23 protein-coding genes are annotated in these 18,561 nt (G+C 62.1%); all 23 read right to left on the bottom strand.

Annotated elements, in window-relative coordinates; translation table 11 throughout:
• Window positions 1-46: 46 nt before the first annotated feature.
• Window positions 47-481, bottom strand: coding sequence for a divergent PAP2 family protein (locus tag HPY55_09565; protein ID NPV70876.1), 435 nt, complete (start codon window positions 479-481; stop codon window positions 47-49).
• Complete coding sequence (locus tag HPY55_09560; protein NPV70875.1) at window positions 481-1,395, bottom strand: polyprenyl synthetase family protein; 915 nt, start codon at window positions 1,393-1,395, stop codon at window positions 481-483. Before HPY55_09560 ends, HPY55_09565 begins: the two co-directional genes overlap by 1 nt.
• The gene (gene xseB / locus HPY55_09555; protein NPV70874.1) at window positions 1,392-1,613 is read right to left on the bottom strand and encodes an exodeoxyribonuclease VII small subunit; all 222 of its coding nucleotides are present in this window, start codon (window positions 1,611-1,613) and stop codon (window positions 1,392-1,394) included. The genes HPY55_09560 and xseB overlap by 4 nt, the downstream gene beginning before the upstream one ends.
• Window positions 1,614-1,681: 68 nt before the next feature.
• Window positions 1,682-2,899 (bottom strand): exodeoxyribonuclease VII large subunit, encoded by a 1,218-nt coding sequence (gene xseA, locus HPY55_09550; GenBank protein NPV70873.1) that lies wholly within the window; start codon window positions 2,897-2,899, stop codon window positions 1,682-1,684.
• Window positions 2,900-2,913: 14 nt separating this feature from the next.
• On the bottom strand, window positions 2,914-3,765 hold the full coding sequence (folD, locus tag HPY55_09545) for a bifunctional methylenetetrahydrofolate dehydrogenase/methenyltetrahydrofolate cyclohydrolase FolD (protein ID NPV70872.1): 852 nt from the start codon (window positions 3,763-3,765) through the stop codon (window positions 2,914-2,916).
• 57 nt (window positions 3,766-3,822) lie between these two features.
• Window positions 3,823-5,217 carry an NADPH-dependent glutamate synthase gene (gltA, locus tag HPY55_09540; protein NPV70871.1) on the bottom strand — a complete coding sequence of 465 codons (1,395 nt, stop codon included), beginning with the start codon at window positions 5,215-5,217 and terminating at the stop codon, window positions 3,823-3,825.
• Entirely contained in the window at window positions 5,201-6,103 is a 903-nt protein-coding gene (locus HPY55_09535; protein NPV70870.1) for a sulfide/dihydroorotate dehydrogenase-like FAD/NAD-binding protein, read from the bottom strand. The genes gltA and HPY55_09535 overlap by 17 nt, the downstream gene beginning before the upstream one ends.
• A gap of 52 nt (window positions 6,104-6,155) precedes the next feature.
• The gene (gene nusB / locus HPY55_09530; GenBank protein ID NPV70869.1) at window positions 6,156-6,563 is read right to left on the bottom strand and encodes a transcription antitermination factor NusB; all 408 of its coding nucleotides are present in this window, start codon (window positions 6,561-6,563) and stop codon (window positions 6,156-6,158) included.
• A gap of 61 nt (window positions 6,564-6,624) precedes the next feature.
• Window positions 6,625-6,849 carry a DUF2273 domain-containing protein gene (locus HPY55_09525; protein NPV70868.1) on the bottom strand — a complete coding sequence of 75 codons (225 nt, stop codon included), beginning with the start codon at window positions 6,847-6,849 and terminating at the stop codon, window positions 6,625-6,627.
• 5 nt (window positions 6,850-6,854) lie between these two features.
• The gene (gene amaP, locus HPY55_09520) at window positions 6,855-7,394 is read right to left on the bottom strand and encodes an alkaline shock response membrane anchor protein AmaP (protein ID NPV70867.1); all 540 of its coding nucleotides are present in this window, start codon (window positions 7,392-7,394) and stop codon (window positions 6,855-6,857) included.
• 21 nt (window positions 7,395-7,415) lie between these two features.
• The gene (locus tag HPY55_09515; protein ID NPV70866.1) at window positions 7,416-7,814 is read right to left on the bottom strand and encodes an Asp23/Gls24 family envelope stress response protein; all 399 of its coding nucleotides are present in this window, start codon (window positions 7,812-7,814) and stop codon (window positions 7,416-7,418) included.
• A gap of 241 nt (window positions 7,815-8,055) precedes the next feature.
• Window positions 8,056-8,577 carry a SpoIIIAH-like family protein gene (locus tag HPY55_09510; protein ID NPV70865.1) on the bottom strand — a complete coding sequence of 174 codons (522 nt, stop codon included), beginning with the start codon at window positions 8,575-8,577 and terminating at the stop codon, window positions 8,056-8,058.
• A gap of 1 nt (window position 8,578) precedes the next feature.
• A complete protein-coding gene (locus HPY55_09505; protein NPV70864.1) occupies window positions 8,579-9,205 on the bottom strand; it encodes a hypothetical protein in 627 nt (208 codons plus the stop codon).
• A gap of 31 nt (window positions 9,206-9,236) precedes the next feature.
• Window positions 9,237-9,860, bottom strand: a complete 624-nt coding sequence (locus tag HPY55_09500; GenBank protein ID NPV70863.1) for a stage III sporulation protein AF — start codon at window positions 9,858-9,860, stop codon at window positions 9,237-9,239.
• Between the two features lie 14 nt (window positions 9,861-9,874).
• Window positions 9,875-11,131 carry a stage III sporulation protein AE gene (gene spoIIIAE, locus HPY55_09495; GenBank protein ID NPV70862.1) on the bottom strand — a complete coding sequence of 419 codons (1,257 nt, stop codon included), beginning with the start codon at window positions 11,129-11,131 and terminating at the stop codon, window positions 9,875-9,877.
• 17 nt (window positions 11,132-11,148) lie between these two features.
• Complete coding sequence (gene spoIIIAD, locus HPY55_09490) at window positions 11,149-11,535, bottom strand: stage III sporulation protein AD (GenBank protein NPV70861.1); 387 nt, start codon at window positions 11,533-11,535, stop codon at window positions 11,149-11,151.
• A 29-nt stretch (window positions 11,536-11,564) separates the two neighbouring features.
• Window positions 11,565-11,762, bottom strand: coding sequence for a stage III sporulation protein AC (gene spoIIIAC, locus HPY55_09485; GenBank protein ID NPV70860.1), 198 nt, complete (start codon window positions 11,760-11,762; stop codon window positions 11,565-11,567).
• A 13-nt stretch (window positions 11,763-11,775) separates the two neighbouring features.
• Window positions 11,776-12,291 (bottom strand): hypothetical protein, encoded by a 516-nt coding sequence (locus HPY55_09480; protein NPV70859.1) that lies wholly within the window; start codon window positions 12,289-12,291, stop codon window positions 11,776-11,778.
• A complete protein-coding gene (spoIIIAA, locus tag HPY55_09475) occupies window positions 12,188-13,159 on the bottom strand; it encodes a stage III sporulation protein AA (GenBank protein ID NPV70858.1) in 972 nt (323 codons plus the stop codon). The genes HPY55_09480 and spoIIIAA overlap by 104 nt, the downstream gene beginning before the upstream one ends.
• A gap of 1,173 nt (window positions 13,160-14,332) precedes the next feature.
• Complete coding sequence (locus tag HPY55_09470) at window positions 14,333-14,926, bottom strand: cysteine hydrolase (protein NPV70857.1); 594 nt, start codon at window positions 14,924-14,926, stop codon at window positions 14,333-14,335.
• Between the two features lie 55 nt (window positions 14,927-14,981).
• The gene (locus HPY55_09465; GenBank protein ID NPV70856.1) at window positions 14,982-16,028 is read right to left on the bottom strand and encodes an NCS2 family permease; all 1,047 of its coding nucleotides are present in this window, start codon (window positions 16,026-16,028) and stop codon (window positions 14,982-14,984) included.
• A 212-nt stretch (window positions 16,029-16,240) separates the two neighbouring features.
• A complete protein-coding gene (locus HPY55_09460) occupies window positions 16,241-16,924 on the bottom strand; it encodes a cyclase family protein (GenBank protein ID NPV70855.1) in 684 nt (227 codons plus the stop codon).
• Between the two features lie 20 nt (window positions 16,925-16,944).
• Window positions 16,945-18,537 carry a glutamate formimidoyltransferase gene (gene ftcD, locus HPY55_09455; GenBank protein ID NPV70854.1) on the bottom strand — a complete coding sequence of 531 codons (1,593 nt, stop codon included), beginning with the start codon at window positions 18,535-18,537 and terminating at the stop codon, window positions 16,945-16,947.
• Between the last annotated feature and the right edge of the window lie 24 nt (window positions 18,538-18,561).

Genomic DNA, 18,561 nt, shown 5'->3' with positions numbered 1-18,561 from the left:
TGTCCGGCGACTGTGGGCGGTAAACGCCCTTGATGGACCGGTGGACCTAAAGGGCCATGATGGCTACAGTGATGCCAAGTAGAGCTCCCGCTATGACCTCGACAGGCGTATGGCCGAGGAGCTCCCTCAGCCGTTCGTTCCGGAGCCCCCGGAGCGCGTGGATCTCCCTGACGATGGTATTGAGAACCGCGGCCTGTTTTCCGGCCGCTCTCCTGACTCCCGCCGCGTCGTACATGACTATCAACGCGAACACCACCACGATGGCAAGATGCGTCGACGAGAGCCCGAACTCCCTGGCAGTCAACACGACCAGGCACGACACCGCGGCGGCGTGAGAGCTCGGCATCCCGCCGGGACTCACGAATCGCCGGAAATCGAGCCTCCGCGTCTCGACGTAGGAGAACAGCACCTTCAACATCTGGGCGATCATCCAGGACGCGGTCGAGGCGACGAGCGCCCTGTTCTTGAGCAACTCCTCCACTACGCCTGTCCTACTCCTTCCGCTATTCCTGCCGCGACATGGTGTGCGATCTCACGCAGAGCCCACGCGCCACCACCAAGAATATCGAGTTCGCGCGCCGCTGACGAGAGCGCGCCCAGCGCCTCCGCCCGCGCCGCTGCCGTCCCGTACAGCGAGACATAAGTCACCTTGCCGGCATCCTGCCCGCTCTCCGCGTCCTTCACGTCGTCCGCGATCTGGAACCCCAGGCCGAAATGGATCGCGTATCGTTGAAGGGCGGCGACCTGTTCCTCGTTCCCCCCGGCGAGGATCCCTCCTACAGTCACAGATCCGCTAAAGAGGTTGGACGTCTTGAGCACGTGCATACGGCGGACGACGTCGCCCTGAGTCGCTTCATCCGCAGCCCGCTCCCCGCCGGACTCGAGTTCGATGTCGATGACCTGCCCACCGACCATTCCCGCGGGGCCCGCGCAACGCGCCATCACCCGGGTGGCTGCAACCACCCTGCCGGCCGGCGCGCCCGACCCCGCAAGCACCTCGAATGCGTACGTGAGCAGGGCATCGCCAGCGAGAACCGCCACGGCCTCCCCAAATACTTTGTGGCTTGTAGGTTTCCCGCGCCTGAGGTCGTCGTCATCCATGCACGGCAGGTCATCGTGGACAAGGGAATAAGTGTGAATGATCTCGACTGCGCATGCAGCGTCGATGAGCCCCGGTACCGACCGCGGGTCCGCGCCAACCGCCTCTGCGGCGGCAATGACCATGACCGGCCGCAGTCTCTTGCCGCCGCTGAATACGCTGTAGCTCATCGCCTCCGCGAGCGTGGCCGGACAGGACCCCTCCAGGCGCAGCAACTCACTCAGCCTGGACTCGATCCTCTCTCCCCACGACGCGGCGTACTCGATGACACCCTTCGCGTCACCGCGCGGAGTCACTTATGCAGGCCCTCCAGCGGCGCCACGACCGCGCTTCCGCCGGGCGCTTCGAGGAGCTGCTCGATCCGGTGCTCCGCCTCGTCGAGCTTGCTGGAGCAGACCCGCGCCAGCCTGACGCCCTCCTGGAACAGCCGGAGCGATTCGTCCAGCCCGAGTTCCAGGCTCTCCAGGCTGCGCGCGATCTCTTCCAGCCTGCCCAGCGCCTCCTCGAACGACATCGCGGGCGACTCCCCGTCATCGCCGGCGCAGCCCTTCTCGCAGCCCGATTCCTTGAGTTCGGGATCGCTCACGTCCCCCCGTCCCTCCCTTTCACCACGGCATCGAAACCCCCGTCCGAGACGGTGATCCACACCGCGTCACCCGGCTCGACGAGGCGTACACTGCTCACAACCACTCCATCGGCCGCCCTGCGCACCACGCCGTATCCACGCTTCAGCACCGACAGCGGGCTGAGCGCGTCCAGCCTGCCGGCCACCCGTTCGAGGACGCCGGACGCCGCGTTGAGTCTCGCCCTGATTGCGCTCTCCAGGTCTCGGACCGCGTCGTCGAGCGCCTGCCTCCGGTGGTCGACCACGTCACGCGGCCTGGTGAACGCCCTCCTCTCCACCAGCAGCGCCAGCCGTTCGCGGCCGGAGCGGCACTTCTTGCGGACGGCCCTCGCCATTCCTCCGATCCTATCCGCCAGTCGCAGGTTGATCTCCCTGACCTCCGGCGCCACCAGCTCAGCCGCAGCCGACGGCGTCGGCGCCCTGCAATCCGCAACGAAGTCGGCGATCGTGAAGTCGGTCTCATGGCCAACCGCGGAAACCACGGGGATCCTCGACCCAGCGATCGCCCTCGCGAGTCGTTCGTCGTTGAACGCCCATAGCTCCTCCACAGAGCCCCCGCCCCTGCCGATGATTATCACGTCCACGTCCTCAACCGAGTTCATGAGCGACAGGGCCGAGATGATACGCGGCGGCGCCTCCTCACCCTGGACCAGCACGTCTGCTACCAGGATCTTTATGCCCGGAAACCGCCGCTTGCATATTGACACCATGTCCCTGAGAGCGGCCCCGCGAAGCGAAGTGATGATGCCTACCCTGCGTGGCAGCAGCGGCAGCGGCCGCTTCCTGAGCGCGTCGAACAGGCCTTCAGCCTCGAGCTTCTTCTTCAACTGCTCGAAAGCGATGTGGTACGCACCTATGCCGTACGGCTGTATGGACTCAGCGTAAAGCTGGTACTGGCCGTCGCGTTCGTACACGGTCACGTGGCCCGCGACTACGACTTCCATCCCGTTCTCGGGGAGGAAGGCCAATCTCGAGGCGCTCGACCTGAACATGACGCAACGCACCTGTGAGGATTCGTCCTTGAGGGTGAAATACAGATGCCCCGACGTGTGCTTCTTAAAATTGGAAATCTCGCCCTTGACCAGGACCCCCTGGAGGAGAGGGTCCGAATCGAGGGTTTTCTTCACGTACCTCGTCAGGTCACTGACGCTGAGGACAGTGGCGGTTGCGCTCATCGCCTCACCTTTCCCTACTTCACGCTCGCTCTCGCCGCCTGCAGCGTGTTCTTCAGGAGCATCGTTATCGTCATGGGGCCGACGCCGCCAGGCACCGGGGTGATCTGGGACGCCTTCTCCGATGCGGCGGCGAACTCGACGTCGCCCACCAGCTTGTCGCCGGCCTTGTTGGTCCCGACGTCGATCACGACGGCGCCATGCCCCACCATGTCACCGGTTATCATGCCGGGCTTGCCCACGGCTACGACGAGAATGTCGGCCCCCCGTGTCACCGCGCCGAGGTCCTTCGTCCTCGAATGACACATGGTCACGGTCGCGTGCCTGTGCAAGAGCATCATGGCCACGGGCTTTCCCACGATGTTCGACCTTCCGACGACCACCGCGTTCTTGCCCTTTATCTCGACTCCCGACCTTTCAAGAAGGACGATCACCCCGTGGGGAGTGCACGGTAGCAGGCAGTCGTCGCCTATAACCATCTTGCCGACGTTGACGGGGTGAAACCCATCCACGTCCTTCTCCGGCGGAATCGCCAGGAGGCACGCTTTCTCGTCTATGTGATCGGGAAGCGGTAGCTGCACTAGTATGCCGTGTATTTCGTTCCTGTTCTTCAGCTGTTCGATCAGCCCCAGCACCTCGGCCTGCGATGTCGAGGCCGGAAGCCTGTAGACTTCGGAGTGCATGCCTACTTCCTTGCAGCCCTTCTCCTTGTTGCGCACGTAGGTGTGAGACGCGGGATCGTCACCGACGAGGATGACAGCGAGTCCTGGCGTGACGCCCTTCGTCGCCTTGAGCGCCTCAACCTCGGCCGCTATCTCGCTCCTGATCTCGGCTGCGATCGTTTTTCCATCGATTATCCTGGCCGACAATTCCGTCCCCTCCCTGACGCCCCCGGGCCTCGTGGGTCCTTAACAAACCCCCGCGCCTCAGGCGCTCTTCTGTATATACTCGTGAATCGCCGCGGCCGCCTTCTTCCCGGCGCCCATCGCCAGGATCACGGTGGCCGACCCTGTCACGGCGTCGCCACCTGCGTACACTCCCGGCCTCGTGGTGGCACCGGTTTCCTCCTCGACAACCAGGCCGCCCCAGTCGTGCACCTTGAGACCCGGGGTGGCCTTCGACAGGACGGGGTTCGGCGTCGTGCCGAGAGCCATCACTACGGTGTCCACATCGATCACGTGCTCGGAACCCTTGACCTCCACCGGCCTCCTCCGGCCGGAGGCGTCCGGTTCGCCGAGTTCCATCCGGATACACTCGAGGCCCTCGACCCAGCCCTTTTCGTTTCCGATGATCCTGACCGGGTTCGTCAGGAGGTGGAATATGACCCCTTCGTGCTTCGCGTGCTCGAGCTCCTCGATCCTCGCCGGCATCTCCTTCTCGCTCCGGCGGTACACGATGTGCGCCTGTGCGGCGCCGAGCCTGAGCGCGCACCTGACGGCGTCCATCGCCACGTTGCCGCCGCCGACCACGGCCACCCTGCTCCCGACCTTGATCGGAGTGTCGTACCGCGGGAACATGTACGCCTTCATCAGGTTGGTCCTGGTCAGCCATTCGTTTGCCGAGTAGACTCCGTTGAGGTTCTCGCCGGGGATCCCCATGAACTTGGGCAACCCCGCGCCCGTACCGAGGAACACCGCCGAGTAGCCGTCCTCGAAAAGCTCGTCGATCGAGACCGTCCGACTGACGATGACGTCGGTGACGAGATCGACCCCGAGGCTCTTTACATACTCTACCTCTTCGCGCACGATGTTCTTCGGTAGCCTGAACTCAGGTATGCCGTAGATGCACACGCCTCCTGGCGCATGAAGCGCCTCGAATATCGTTACCTTGTACCCCAGCTTGGCCAGGTCGCCCGCGCAGGTCAGTCCCGCCGGGCCCGATCCGACCACCGCGACCTTCTTGCCGTTCCAGCCGGAGACTTCGGGCTTGCTGACGCCTTCCGACATCTCACGGTCGGCGCAGAACCTCTCCAGGCGCCCGATGGCCACGGGTTCGCCCTTCTTCCCCAGGATGCAGTATTTCTCGCACTGCTCCTCCTGTGGGCACACGCGGCCGCAGATCGCGGGCAGGCTGTTAGTCTCCTTAATCGTCTTGATGGCGCCGGCGAAGTCGCGCTCTTTCACCTGCTTGATGAACTCGGGAATCTTGACCATGACGGGGCAGCCCTGCACGCACAGGGGCTTCTTGCAGCCAATGCAACGGTTCGCCTCGTCGACAGCCATGTCCTCTGAGTAGCCCAGCGCTACCTCGTTGAAATTGCGGATACGCTTGCCGGCGTCCTGGGCCGGCATCGCGACGCGAGACTTAGCCACGCTTACCACCTCCACAGCACCCGCCATGGCCGGCATGGTCCGCGTGCCCGGCGTGCCCGGCGATGTGGCCCGAACAGCCTTCCCACTGCTCAAGGGCGGTCTTCTCCTGGTCGCAATATATCTGGCTGCGCCTGATTGCCTCCTTGAAGTCAACCTCGTGCCCGTCGAACATCGGGCCGTCGACGCAGCAGAACTTCGTCCGGCCGCCGACGGTCACGCGGCACGCGCCGCACATTCCCGTCCCGTCGACCATGATAGAGTTCAGGCTGACCCACGTTTTGAGGCCGAGGGGCCTGGTGACTTCACACGTAGCCCTCATCATGGGCAACGGGCCGATCGCGATGACCTCGTCGAACCGCCGGCCGCTCTCGATCAGCGCCTTCAGCTTCTCGCTCACGAAGCCGTGAAATCCCCTCGAGCCGTCGTCTGTGCACACGTGGAGCTCGGACGAGACCGCCTTCATGCGGTCCTCCATGATGAGCAGGTCGGCCGATCTCGCGCCCACGATCGAAACGACCTCGATCCCCGCCGCGTGCATCGCCTTGGCCTTGGGGTACATCGGAGCTACGCCGACCCCGCCCGCAACGCATGCTACGCTCCCGGATTCGGGCAGTTCGGCCGGGATCCCGAGCGGTCCCACCACGTCGGTTATGGACTGGCCGGCATCGAGGCACCCCAGAATCCTGGTGCTCTTGCCGACCTCCTGGAACACTATGGTTATGGTGCCCCTCTCCCTGTCGAAGTCGGCTATAGTCAGGGGCACTCTCTCACCCTGCTCGCCCAGCCTGACGATCACGAACTGGCCGGGTTCAGCCTTCCTCGCGACCAACGGCGCTTCCACGACGAACTCCTTGATGACCGGATTCAACACAGACTTCTCGACGATCCTGTACATCCCCAACCCTCCCCGGGAGGCGCCCGCACGGGCCCCCGCTACCGGCGTCCCCCTACTGCTTGCTCAGGTTCTGAACGATCTTGCCGAGGATGCCGTTCACGAATTTGGCCGAGTCAGCATCCCCGTAGGCCTTCGCCATCTCGACGGCCTCATTGATGGAGACACTCGACGGGATGTCGTCCCTGTAGAGGATCTCGTAACACCCCATCCTGAGGATGTTCCTGTCGATGTTGGCCATCCTGTCCAGGGCCCACTCCCGCGAGAGAGTCGCGATATTCTTGTCTATCTCCTCGCGACGCTCCAGGGTCCCCCTGACGATCTCCTGTGCGAACAGCACGGTTTCCTCCGGTGTTCTCTCCTCACTCACTAGAAAGGACATGGCTTCATGGGCATCAGCCCCGGCCACGTCCACCTGGAAAAGCACCTTCAGCGCGAGCTCCCGGGCCTTCCTCCTTTTCAACAGTATCCCTCCATGGCCTCACACGGCCAATATAAAACCACCGCGAAGGTGGTTGGGCACTCTACCTGTCCCGCGGGGGAAACCACCGGTCGAGAATTTCAACGATGTTCTCCTTGTGGTCGTCCATCCCCTTGCCGATCCGGTACCCCGCGTACGTGCAGGCAACTATGAAAGCGGTCCAGAGAAACCCGAAGTCCATTATCATGAGGCTGATAATAAGGCCCGCAAGCGCGCCCAACATCTTACCCCGGTTTCGCAGGACCTCCTCCCAGTAACGTTCCCGCACTTCGGTCACTCCACTCTAGAACGCTTGGAGTCAGTAGTGATGTTACCGACAAACACCCTGACCTCGGCCACGGTTGCGCCTACCACGTTCTTGACGTAATTCCTCACCGTCGTCTGCAGCTCTTCGGACACCTGCGGTATCGATACATCTGGGCTGACGCTCGTCCTCACGATCACGTTCAAGCCGGACGGACCCGAAGTGACCACGGGCTTGACGTCCCTCACACCCTGGACCTGGCGCCCTACCCGCCTGACCAGATCCTCGATGGCGTCGAGTGATATGCGAACCTCACCCATCGAGGTCTCGTGCACGACCGTCTGCATTCCCCGTCTCTTCTGAAATCCGAAGTACAGCAGCCGAAGGCTGGCGACGAACAGCATAGCGCTGATTATCCCCGTCACCCACCTGCCCGACACGGTCGCGAGGTTCGCCTTCAGGAATTCGAGCGGGTATCCCCAGCCCGCCGAGACGAGCACCATCGCCAGGGAAAACAGGGCGAGAAAGAACGTGTACAGTGTGAGAACTACCCTGTCGAACAGACCCACCGTACCACTCCCTCCGCGCGGCTACTTGACGCGCGCTTCTTCCTGCTCACCGGGGTTAAACGCCACGCCGTGGACGTGGACGTTGACTTCCACAACCTTCAAGCCGGTCATTATTTCGACGGCGGTCTTCACGTTCTCCTGCACCCTCTGAGCGACCTCGGGAATCCGGACACCGTAGTCCACCACGACGAAAAGGTCGATGGCAGCCTCCTTCTCACCCACCTCGACCTTGACGCCTTTCGAGAAGTTCTTCTTCCCGAGGATCTCCGACAAGTCCCCGACAAGGCCCCCCGACATGCCTGCCACGCCTTCAACCTCAGTGCAGGACATTCCGGCTATGACTGCGACCACGTCATCGGATATCCTTACGTTACCTTCGGTCTGTCCCCCGCGCTCTTCGGCAGCAGGCGCTCCGTCCACAAGCCCACCCCCTGGCGCCGGACCGGGCTTCCTAATCCCAACATTAACAATTATAGCGGAAGAGCCTGCTCGTTACAATAAACGGCGTTCGAGCAGAACCTCAAGTCCGGTTCTTACTTAGTTCTGTGCCCTTACGCGCATTCCTTCCATATACTCCCAGCAACACAAACGCCGGATCCTGCCGGTCGCGCTGCCCGCTCGGCGCTATCCGGCCCGGAACCGGCGTTCCCTGCAGAGGACCCTACGGTTTCGGGACTATGCTTACCTGTTCAGGCTTGATGTTTGCCCCGCGGCTCACAATGTCGGCGATCTTGGCGGCATCCGCCTGGGATATCTCTTTCGCCTTCACCATGACCACCGCGGTGTTCTCGTACAGGGAGACTATCGCGTCCTCGAACCCGCGGGCCTTTATCAGGTTCTCGAGCTCCGCCTCTTTGCCGACGTAGTGGGTCATCTTCAGAAACACCTGGTTGGCTTCTTTACGTGCGCTGGGCTCAGCGTTGGTGTTGTTTATTATCTCCCTGTACAGGTCCAGTTGCTGGCTTCGAGTGCGTTCCCTTGTCAGCCTGTAGTCGTTGTAGAAGTCCTTCCTTTCGACCGTCCCCGTAGTCTTTGCAGCCGTTTCCTTGTTGACGGGCTGGCCGAGGTTACGCCTCTCCACCTCCACCCGTTTCAGCGAAACGTACCAGACGACCCCCACCACCAGTACGGCGAACGCCACGAACCTGACGATCTTTCGCCCCCTGGCGTTCAGTTTGAGCACACTACTCACCTGCCTTCATAGTAAGTACGGTGACCCTGTGCGCGGGAACACCCAACATGACCTGCACCGCTCTGAATAGATCGGCCTTCACCTTCGAATCTGACGCCCCCTCCGCCACGACAACCACCCCGTCCACTTCCGCGCGGTGGACCCCCGTCACCACCGGCGACTCCTCGCCCCCTTGCGGCCTGCGGGCCATGACCGCCTGATAGCTTTCAACCGTCTCGGTAACCGTCCGGGTACCGCCGCTCGTGTCCCTTTCCTCCGTCTTTCTCTGGGTCGAGTTCCGGTTGTCCCTGTAAAGGTAGCCGGGGCCGGAGCGCAGCCGCACCGAGACCACGACCTTCCCAGCGCCGGCCACGCGGCCGAGCACCCACTCCGCCTCGCGCGCGAATTCCCGTTCCAGCGCCGCGAGGGACCCGTCAACGGTGGCAGCCGGCGCAGCCGCGTTCTGCTCCTCGATGGGTTTCGCTCTCCCCCCGGGCGCGAGGAGCGGTCCCGCCACGATCAGCAGCACCCCAAGCGCGGCGAGTGCGACGAGTCTGGCCCAGATCTGGAGCTTTCGGCCACGCAGCGCGAACGTCCAGAACCGAACCTGTTGCTTATCCTGCCAGCAGTCCCGGTCCAATGTCTCACCCCACCCCGGAACACGTGCCGGTTTACCCGGCTATCTCAACGAGTACAGCGTCCTCGCCGAGTCCAAACCTCTCACAGATAACGGACCTGATCGCATCCGCTACCTTTCGGGTCTCCGCGTCCGTCGCCCGTCCCTGCGCGCCATGCGCGGGGGTTCCACGAGATCCGGCCGGTATGACAGGCGGCACAGGCTCCACCGAAGGCGCCGGACCACCACTACCCGGGGTTGCTGCGCCGCCGGTAACGACCCTGACTGTCACGCGTTCGATCCCCGCGGCGCCGAGCGGCATGGGCCACTCGCCCGGTTGTCTCATCCTGACAGTGACCTTCGCGGACCTCACGCCCGGGACCGCGCCGGCCAGGGCCTCGGCCTGCCACTCCAGTACTTGCCGCGTCTTGTCATCCATATCGCCCGGCTCCGCCGCACCCGGCCCGCGGGGGAACAGCGCGTTTCCCCCGGCGAACGTCGACCAGGTCCCCGCCCTCGTCATCCCCGCGAGAGGGGATATGATGCTCAGGACTATCAGGAGGCCCAGCGCGAGGCGCGCGTATTTCCTGAGATCCCCCGCCGGGAGCACCATGTCCACAGCCCCCGCGAACACGGTCAAGATCACTATCCCCCTGACCCATTCCTTCAAGGCCTGCATCGAGCACCCCCGCCCTACACAGGGTTGGCCGCAACAGCGAGCGCCGTGATCGCCAGCACGAACATGATGGCGACCGACCCCGCAGCCGCGGACATGAACGTCAGCGCATTCGCTATGCTGTTCAGGCACTCACCCAGCGTGTCGGCGCCTATCGGTTGCATCAGCGCCGCAGCCACGCGGTAGATGATGATGAGCGACAGAACCTTGCACAGCGGGTATGCAACCGTGACGATCACGGCGGCGGCCCCCGCGATGCCGACGGCGCTACGCAGCAGGTAGGACGAGGCGAATACCATCTCGGCGGCGTCGGAAAACATCTTACCTACCACGGGCACGAACGTCCCGCTTAGGAACTTCGCGGAGCGGAGCGCCACGCCGTCCGCCACGGAGCCCGCGGCCTTGTTCACCGCCACCATGCCCAGGAACGTCGCCAGGGACAACCCCAGCACCAGCGCGCTCGCCTGCCGCAACAAGCTGGCGACGCCCGATATCCTGAACTGCTTCACAACGTGGCCCGCGAGGTCGATAACGGCCGCGAGCATGAGCATCGGGAGCACGTAGTCCGAGGTAATCACCGAGACCGCGTACACCGTCGCTATGATCGCCGGCTTGAGAAGGCCCGCGCTGACAGGGCCGCCGGACGCGGCCACCAGGGCGATCAGCGTGGGGAGCAGCGCTTTCATCATCGTAACCATGTCGGCAATGACCTTTCGCGCCGCGGACATCGTGTGGATGAAGCTCCCCGCCGCCAGCACGACCAGCACGAGGTAGCACGCCGCCTTCGCCAGGTCGGCCACACCCCTTCGCTCGAACGCCGAACCGATATTCTCGAGAAGCGCCGCGGCAACCGCCAGGATCACCAGCCTCCCGAGGAGTCTGGAGTTGGCCATCGTCTCCCGGAACAGGTACTCGCCCAGCCCGCGCATTATGGCGGTTACGTCGACCCCCGGACGGCCGCGCGAGACCTCGGAAACCACGTCCCTCCACCGTATCTCGGGGGCGTAACCTGCCGTATCGCGATACAGCTGGTCGAGCAGTCTCTGGAACTCCCCGTCGTCCAGCCTGGCGGCCTGCCCCTGCACAAGGCCCTCCACGCCGGGGGGGCCTACCCGCCCGGACCCGGTGGAGCCGGCGCCATCGTTGCCTGCGGCCGCTGCGGCCCGCGCTACGCCCGCAGGCACGGTGATCGCCGCGCACACGGCACAGCACAGCGCCATAGCGGCCACAGCCGCCACGAGCGGGGCCCGCCGTGGGGCGCGAGCAATCGTCAATTCACCGTGGTCCCCTGTCACGACAGCATCCCCACGAACGTCTCCAGAATCCCCTGGATTATGGGCACCGCCAGGATCAGGATCAGCACCTTGCCGGCGAGTTCGACCTTTGAGGCGATGGCCGCCTCGCGCGCGTCGCGGCAGACCTCCGCTCCGAACTGCGCTATGTAGGCGACTCCGGCGATGCGGAGCACGCTCGAGAGGTACAGCTCGCTTATCCCAGCCCTCGAGGCGAGGTCGCGAATGACCCCCACAACCTCGCCGATCCTGCCAAGGAGCAGGAGGAACACGGCTGCGCCGGCCACGACGCTCAACCCCACCGCGAACTCCGGGCGCTGCTCCCTCAATATGGCGAGCAGCATCACTGCAACGAGCGAGAAACCCATCACCTGCACCATTTCCATGAATGCCGTCCCCCCCTCCCCCCGCCCGGTCAGTACAGCCGGAACATGGTCTTCACTGCTTCGAAGAACTGGTTTATCACCTGGATCACCATGCTGAGCACTATGACTATGCCAGCGAGGGTGGCCAGCCAGGCGTACTCCTCCTTGCCCGCCTGCTTGATGACGGTGTGCAGCACGGATACGATGATGCCTATGCCCGCTATCCTGAAGATCAGGTCGACGTTCATCGAGGTCCCCCCGCTAGAGCAAGATTGCCGCCAGCGCAAGTCCGCCCAGGACGCCGGCGTATCCCCAGAGCCTGCCCTCCCTCGATTGCCTGTCCCGGGCCTCCGCCTCCTGGGCGCCGAGTCTCTCGGCCACACCCCGGATGTGGCGCCTCTGTTCCCCCACGGGGGTGTTCCCGAGGAGTGGCGCCAGTCCCAGCAAAGCCGCAGCGTCCGCCTCCGAGAGCGACGAGCATTCCACGGCCCGCCGAACCGCCGACTCCCATGCGGCCGCCGCCGGCAGCCCCTCGCCCAGGTGCCGCGCCGCCTCCGCAAAGAGTACGCGTGCAACGCCGCGGCTTTGCCGCGACGCAGCCTCCAGAGCCCCGATCAGCGGGCGAGCGAAGAAGCAGATCTCGGTCTCGAGCAGAGCGAGCCCGTTTCTGCAGTCAGCCAGTTCCCTGCCGCGTGCCGTATAGGTCGACGCCATCACCAGCCCCGCCCCTGAACATCCTGAGACGAGCATCATGAGTCCGAGAGTCTTCGCGAGCAATCGAGCAGCCCCCGTCCCGGGTCAAGTCGAACACGCCCTCCACTGTGCCGGGGCCGAACCTCCTCGACAGGACCACGGCCCTATCGAACAGCCCCTGCCGGATGACGGCGTCCACTCCCGGGCGCCGCGCCGCATCGGCCGGGTCCCTGCCGTGGACGGTGGCGATCACAGCCACACCAGCCAGCACCGCCTCTCCCACCGCCGCCGCGTCTTCCGGCCTGCCGATCTCGTCGGTCGCCACGACCTCCGGTGACAGCGACCGGAGCCCGATCATGATGCCCTGCGCCTTCGGGCATCCGTCCAGCACATCCGTGAGGGCGCCGACGTCGTTGCGGGGATACCCGCTGGACGCTGCGACTTCGGACCTTTCGTCCACGAGGCACACGCGTCGCGCCCGGTTACAGCCCAGGCCGTCCGCAAAGCATCTCACGACGTCCCTGAGCAGTGTCGTCTTGCCGCAGGCCGGCGGCGACACAATCAGCGCGCTCGCCGGGGAGCCGTCGTCGCGTACGAGCCACGGCATAAGCGGGAGACCCGACCCCAGCGCTTCCATCGCTACCCTGTAGTTGGCACCGGAGATGTCCCGGAAAGTACCCACGGCGCCGTCCTCCGTGACGGCCGTGCCCGCCACGCCCACACGGTGGCCGCCGGGGAGGGTCACAAAGCCCTGCCTGATCTGGTCCTCGACCGCGTACAGTGACGAACCCGTCACCAGCTCGAGTGCGCGGTCGATGTGCCGGCGCTCCACGCACATTCCCCCGCCGGCGGCCGGCCGGCCGGCGCGGTCTAGCGACACCTCGCCATCGCTGGTCGTCACACCCAGTGGCCGGTTGACTCTCAGCCGGACCTCCTCCGGCAAGGGCCCCAGCGCGCGGTCCAGGTAAGACACGACTGCTTCCCTGATCCCCTCCGGCAGGAACGGTACTATCTCGCGCCTGAACCTCCCATCGAAACGGCTCCGGTTGACGGCCGGAGGTTTCCAGGGAAACGCTGCGCCCATGCCTGACCCCCTTTGCACGATAAAGATATTTGTCCCGCGACTCGAATATTCTCGGGGAGGCAGTCTCCTGGAAAACAATAGCACCACCCGCGGGGCATTTCGGCTTCCGGGTGGTGCATTCAGGAGGGCTACGGGTCCGGTTGACAGCGCAAATAAGAAACCAGGCCGGAACTACGTCGCTGCCTCGCTCGCGCGAGTCGAGGAGTACCCACGCGGCCAGGGCAAGCCACGCCCCCATCCCCGCGAGAAGGCCCAGTCTTTCGCTCATCCTGGCTGGACGCCTCGCGACATCCAGGTCCACCGCGTCCATAATCGTGTAGTTCCCGCGTTCAGTCGACCAATTCAGGGATGTATACTGGTACTCGTAGACATGGCCGCCAGTCGTTCTCTAACCTGCGTAAGGGTCAGCCCGGCCAGATCCGTGGGAGCTGCTGCCGGGACTCTGTTTTCGCGCTGCGGCGTACCATCAGGGGTCTCCACCACAAGTGTGGAGGGACTGGGCGGATAATGAAAACAAAGAGGATGTACTTGGAGGAGAAGAGAGGATTGTATGTAGGTCCCGTAAAGAGCGGTCGGGAAGGGGTTCAGGCCGCCGTCCAGATTCGACGTCTCTGTATGGGAAACTAGAGGGCCTATCTGAACAAGGCTGTAACCCATGGGGCATGCAGGAGTCCTGCGGACTTCACGAAATGCAGGCACACTATCTGAGGCATATTCTCCTCTTCAAAGTGACAACGGACAGCGTCTCTAACAGCCTCTCTTAGCTGGTCGAACGTTTCTCCTTCAGTGAAAATGGAGTGCCCGACGGCCCATGCCTCGTACCTACCCTCCGCCGATTCCTTGGCTACAAGTCGACGAAGGCGCGGTGCGCCTGGCAGCCGTCGAACTCGGCATGTGTACCGTCAGGGCCGGCTCCCCGCGGGCCGGCCCCCTCCCTGTTCAGCACCAAACACCCTGCAAGCATTGTGCGATCGGGCTGTTTTCCCAACTCAACCAGTCTGCAAAAACTTGGAGTCGCCAGTATTTCTTTGCCGTCGACACTTACTTTTTCAAAGTGTCCATCATCTCTTGTGCCGTAACAACGTCACCCAAGACGTAGTCGGTATTCCGGAGAAACGCTTGATGCAGTTCCCTGCTTGTCCCAGCGACGCAGTCCGAGATAACGATTACGTGGTGGTCTCTCTGTTGAGCGTCCAGAGTGGTGGCATAAACACACACGTTGGTAGCAACGCCTGTAATGATCAGGGTCTTCTTCTTGAGGCCCTTAAGTAAGATCTCCAGATCTGTCAAGTAGAAACCGCTATATCTGCGTTTCGGTACGACGAAGTCACCCTTCTGGGGCTTAATCTCTTCGATGATTTCCACGCCGGGAGTACCTTCCACGCAGTGTTCCGGCTCTTCGCGCTCCAACTCCCTCCCAAAGTCAATCTTCTCCGGTCGGTGCATCTCTTGGGTGTAGATTACCGGAATCCCCTGGGAACGCGCAAACGCGAGTAACTCCTTCAGTCGCTGGAGGATTTCGCGACCGCCCGGACACTCGATCGGCGCCCCTTCGCAGATGAAATCCGACTGCATGTCAATTACGATCAAAGCGCAGTCTCCCTTTTCTACCCGAGACAAGTTGCTCACGCCCATGGCATCTTCCCCCAGTGTCTGGACCTTGTTTTCTTGAGCCTGTATGTTGTGGCCTCTACATTAGAAACCTCAGAATCACACCCGCTACCATCCCAAGAAAAGGATCAGTAGCCGCAGTGACCACGGCGGTCACGCCGGCTGTAACTGGAGATTCCTTGAGCCCGAGCCCGATGTTGGCAGGGAATACGACGATGGCTCCCAGGACAAATAGGAATCCCGCGATCGATTCACTGGGAACGTGCCTGGCTATCCTGGGAAGAAGTTTCAACGCCAGTATCACCGTCATTATGCCCATCATCAAGACGGCGCTGATCATGGGATGGGGTGCAGCAGCCGTACCGCTAATAATGGCTTCCACCGGGCCTCCTCCAAACAAGGCGCTAACGGCGTCGGCAATCCCGGAGTACAGCGTTATGTGGTCGACGTTAACCGGGGTATTAGCGATGCCACCGGTAATACTCCCATACGCTATATTCCCCCCGATCTGGAGAGTGATCATAGCCAGGGTGCTCCTTATGACGTGGGGGTTAATCTTCCAAGGAGTTCTCTTCAGAACCTCGATAGAGAGATCGCCGGCCGGAGAGGCATCGCTCTCTTGCTTCTTCACGAAGATCCATATAGCAGAGCTGAGGAGCACGCTTATCACTATGGTATGTACGAGGTTCTTTGACCAGGCGTAAGTGAGGATGGCGGCTGCGGCGGAAAGCCCGCCAACAACATAGTTCGCCCTGATCATGTTTATGGCCGCAGTAGCGAGTATCACACCCACGCCGGCCATCATACCGTTTAAGATGGCGGGCCCTATGAAGCGAATGGTGGGCTCGAGCAGGCCCAGGGCTCCTACGATTGTCATGACGATACCCGTCAAGATTACGATGTTGAGGCGCTCTTCCCTATCGCGACCCATGGTGCCGGCCAATACGATGGACTCCGCCTGGAACGATATTGGCGCCACCTGAGAAAAGGCAACTGCGCCGATCGTGCCGACCGCAAAGCCCAAAGCGGTAGGAAAGGCCGCAAACCCGTACGTCAATGCCAGGAGTCCTTGAGGTAAGCCGTTTACAACGACCGCCATAGCTGCTAACAAGTCGCTCAAGTTCATCTATTCATCTCCTCCCATTGAGAGATACCCATCACCCGAATACGCCAATGTTACCCTCGGCGTTTTCTCATCTCCAACCCTCTACCGCATCCTTACCCCTCCTAAAATCGGATTCAGCAGCTCAGGATCCCAGCCCGATTCGGTTGCGTAACTCGTATGGGTACTGTCGCTACCACCTCCTCGCTATTCGGTCAGGCGATAGCCTGGGGCCGCTACTCATCGAGCAAGGCTACCGCCCTCACCGGTGAACCGGTGCCGTCCCTGATTCTGAGCGGCAACCCGATGTACAGGAAACGCTTGCCCGCTACCTTATCCAGATTGGCGAGGTTCTCAGTGTTGGTCATGCCGTACCGAGCACACACGGCGTGGCCTGAGTATTTCGTGTCATCCGGGTGGTCGATGGCTGGCGCGTCAACGCCGATGTTAACTACGCCTTTCTGCACCAGCCATTCGGTGGCCTCATAACTCAGCCCCGAGTATTGAGTGAGCCATTTCGCGGTGCCGTAGTTTCGGTTGTAGTGTCCCGTGTAGAGCAGGACGATATCGCCTCTCGAAATTTCCAAGCCAGCCCTCTTAAGCGCTTCTCGCAGGTCTTGGACTTCAATGTACTTTTCATGAGATATGTGTGACACATCGAGGCACACGGCGGGGCCGAGGAAATACTCGAGAGGCATCCGTTCAATCGTCGGGCCCGCAGGGTTATACTCGTAAACAGCGTCGCTATGCGTCGGCCCATGTTCGTTGATGAGCAGGTTTCTGGTGGCAAACCCAAACCCGATCTGCCGAACGCACTCTTCGTGAGTTATATTCTGAAAAATGAACGTCTTCTGGTGCAGTGGGAAAACGGGCATTCCCTGGTAGATCTCTTGCGACAAGTCCACGATCCTTGCCACCAGCCAACCCCCCCTGTTGCTCGTTAAGGTACTGCACAGAATACCTGGATCTTCTGGTTAACGTAAGCGGCAACTCGGTCTCTCAGATCGCGCCCGACCTTGAGCGCGGCGTTCACCCTACTCCGGGTTTCCCTGACGAACTCCTCGTCCTTGATAGATCCCAGGTTAATCCTGACATTCATTGCCGCTCCCTCAAGCCCGGCGTAGGCCATGTTCGCTGCCACACCGGCATCCGACAGCGCGCTAGGGTTCCCTTTTTCGGCTATGACGGGACACATTTCGAGTAATCCAACACACTTCTCAGCAACCTCGAGGGGAACTCCGACAGCTTTTTTGTAGGCAGCCTGAATTCTGGCGGAGCGTTCTTGCTTCTGCTCTTCCGTTTCCCTGGGTAGTTTGAGTGTGGCCATGACCTCGTTGAAGGTGTCCGTGTCGATGTTGGCAAGTTCGAGAAGCCTTGTGTGGAGCGCCCGCGTTTTTTCCTTGAGTGGGTACAGCTCGCCCTCAACATCCGCGAACTTCTCCCTGCCTAGCGTCAGGCCTAAGACCATGCTAAGCAGGCCCGCGCTCATAGCGGCCGAGAGAGCCGCCACGCTCCCACCACCGGGGGCGGGTGAGTTGGACGCGAGCTCCTGTACAAAGCGTTTTACGGACATATCTGTAAGCGCCGCCGGTTTCGAGGCCTCCACTACACCTGCGTCGTGTAGATCGATCAGGTGGTTTTCCCTTATCTGGGTCCGGTCAAAGCCTTCAAGCCTGAGAAAGTACTCGGCCACCTGCACCAGGCTTTCCTGTGGAACGGTTCCGATGAGCTGGGTGGCGGTTATGGCCGCGCCATACCGTTCCGCCTCGGACTTCACCAGGTTAAACGTACGGGATAGCGGGGTCGCGTTGTGGTCGAACATGTTCATGGACACGACAGCCTGGTTTCGATCGGTGAACCTGAGCCCAACCGCCCTCACTGAGGAGAACCCTCCGGACGGGCCTCTGGCCGCGCGGGCGATCCGTTTTGCGATCTGGACATCATCCGTGTTCAATATGTAGTTGACTGCTACGAGAGGATTGGAGCCCGCGCTGACAATGGTACCCCCCTTATGCACGAAGTCCTTGACATCGCCGATGTCTGGGAGGCGCCTGGGGTCGCAGTTCCCGCTCAGGAGCAAATCTCGAAGCCCCTCGTACTGGCCTTTGCGGATGAAGTCCAGCGCTTTCCTTTCGGGGATACGGGCGTTCTCGCCCGCAAAGAATATTGGAACGCGGGTTTGCCCGTTGAGTTTCTTCCCGATTTCTTCCGCGAGCTGAGTGCACTCGTCCAGGGAGATGTTTCTCATGGGGAAGAGCGGAATGGTGTCCTGAGCACCGATCCTCGGATGGCTCCCGGTCTGCTGCTCCATGTCGATCAGTTCTATTGCTCTGGCCGCCATGTTCAACAGGGCTTCAACCATCGGCTGCGGCGTTCCGACCAGTTCGACCACAGTCCGGTTGAAATCGGGGTCAGGGAAATAACCGATTAGTTTTACCCCAGGCACGCCCCTAACCTGGCTTATAATAGTCTCGATGACCTCTTGCCGGCGGCCTTCTGAGAAGTTCGGCACCGCGTGAATGTACTGGGTCATAGCCCTACCTTCCCTTCAATCTCG

This window comes from Bacillota bacterium (assembly GCA_013178305.1).
Taxonomy (GTDB): domain Bacteria; phylum Bacillota; class Sulfobacillia; order JABLXB01; family JABLXB01; genus JABLXB01.
This window is presented reverse-complemented; position numbering and strand designations above follow the sequence as displayed.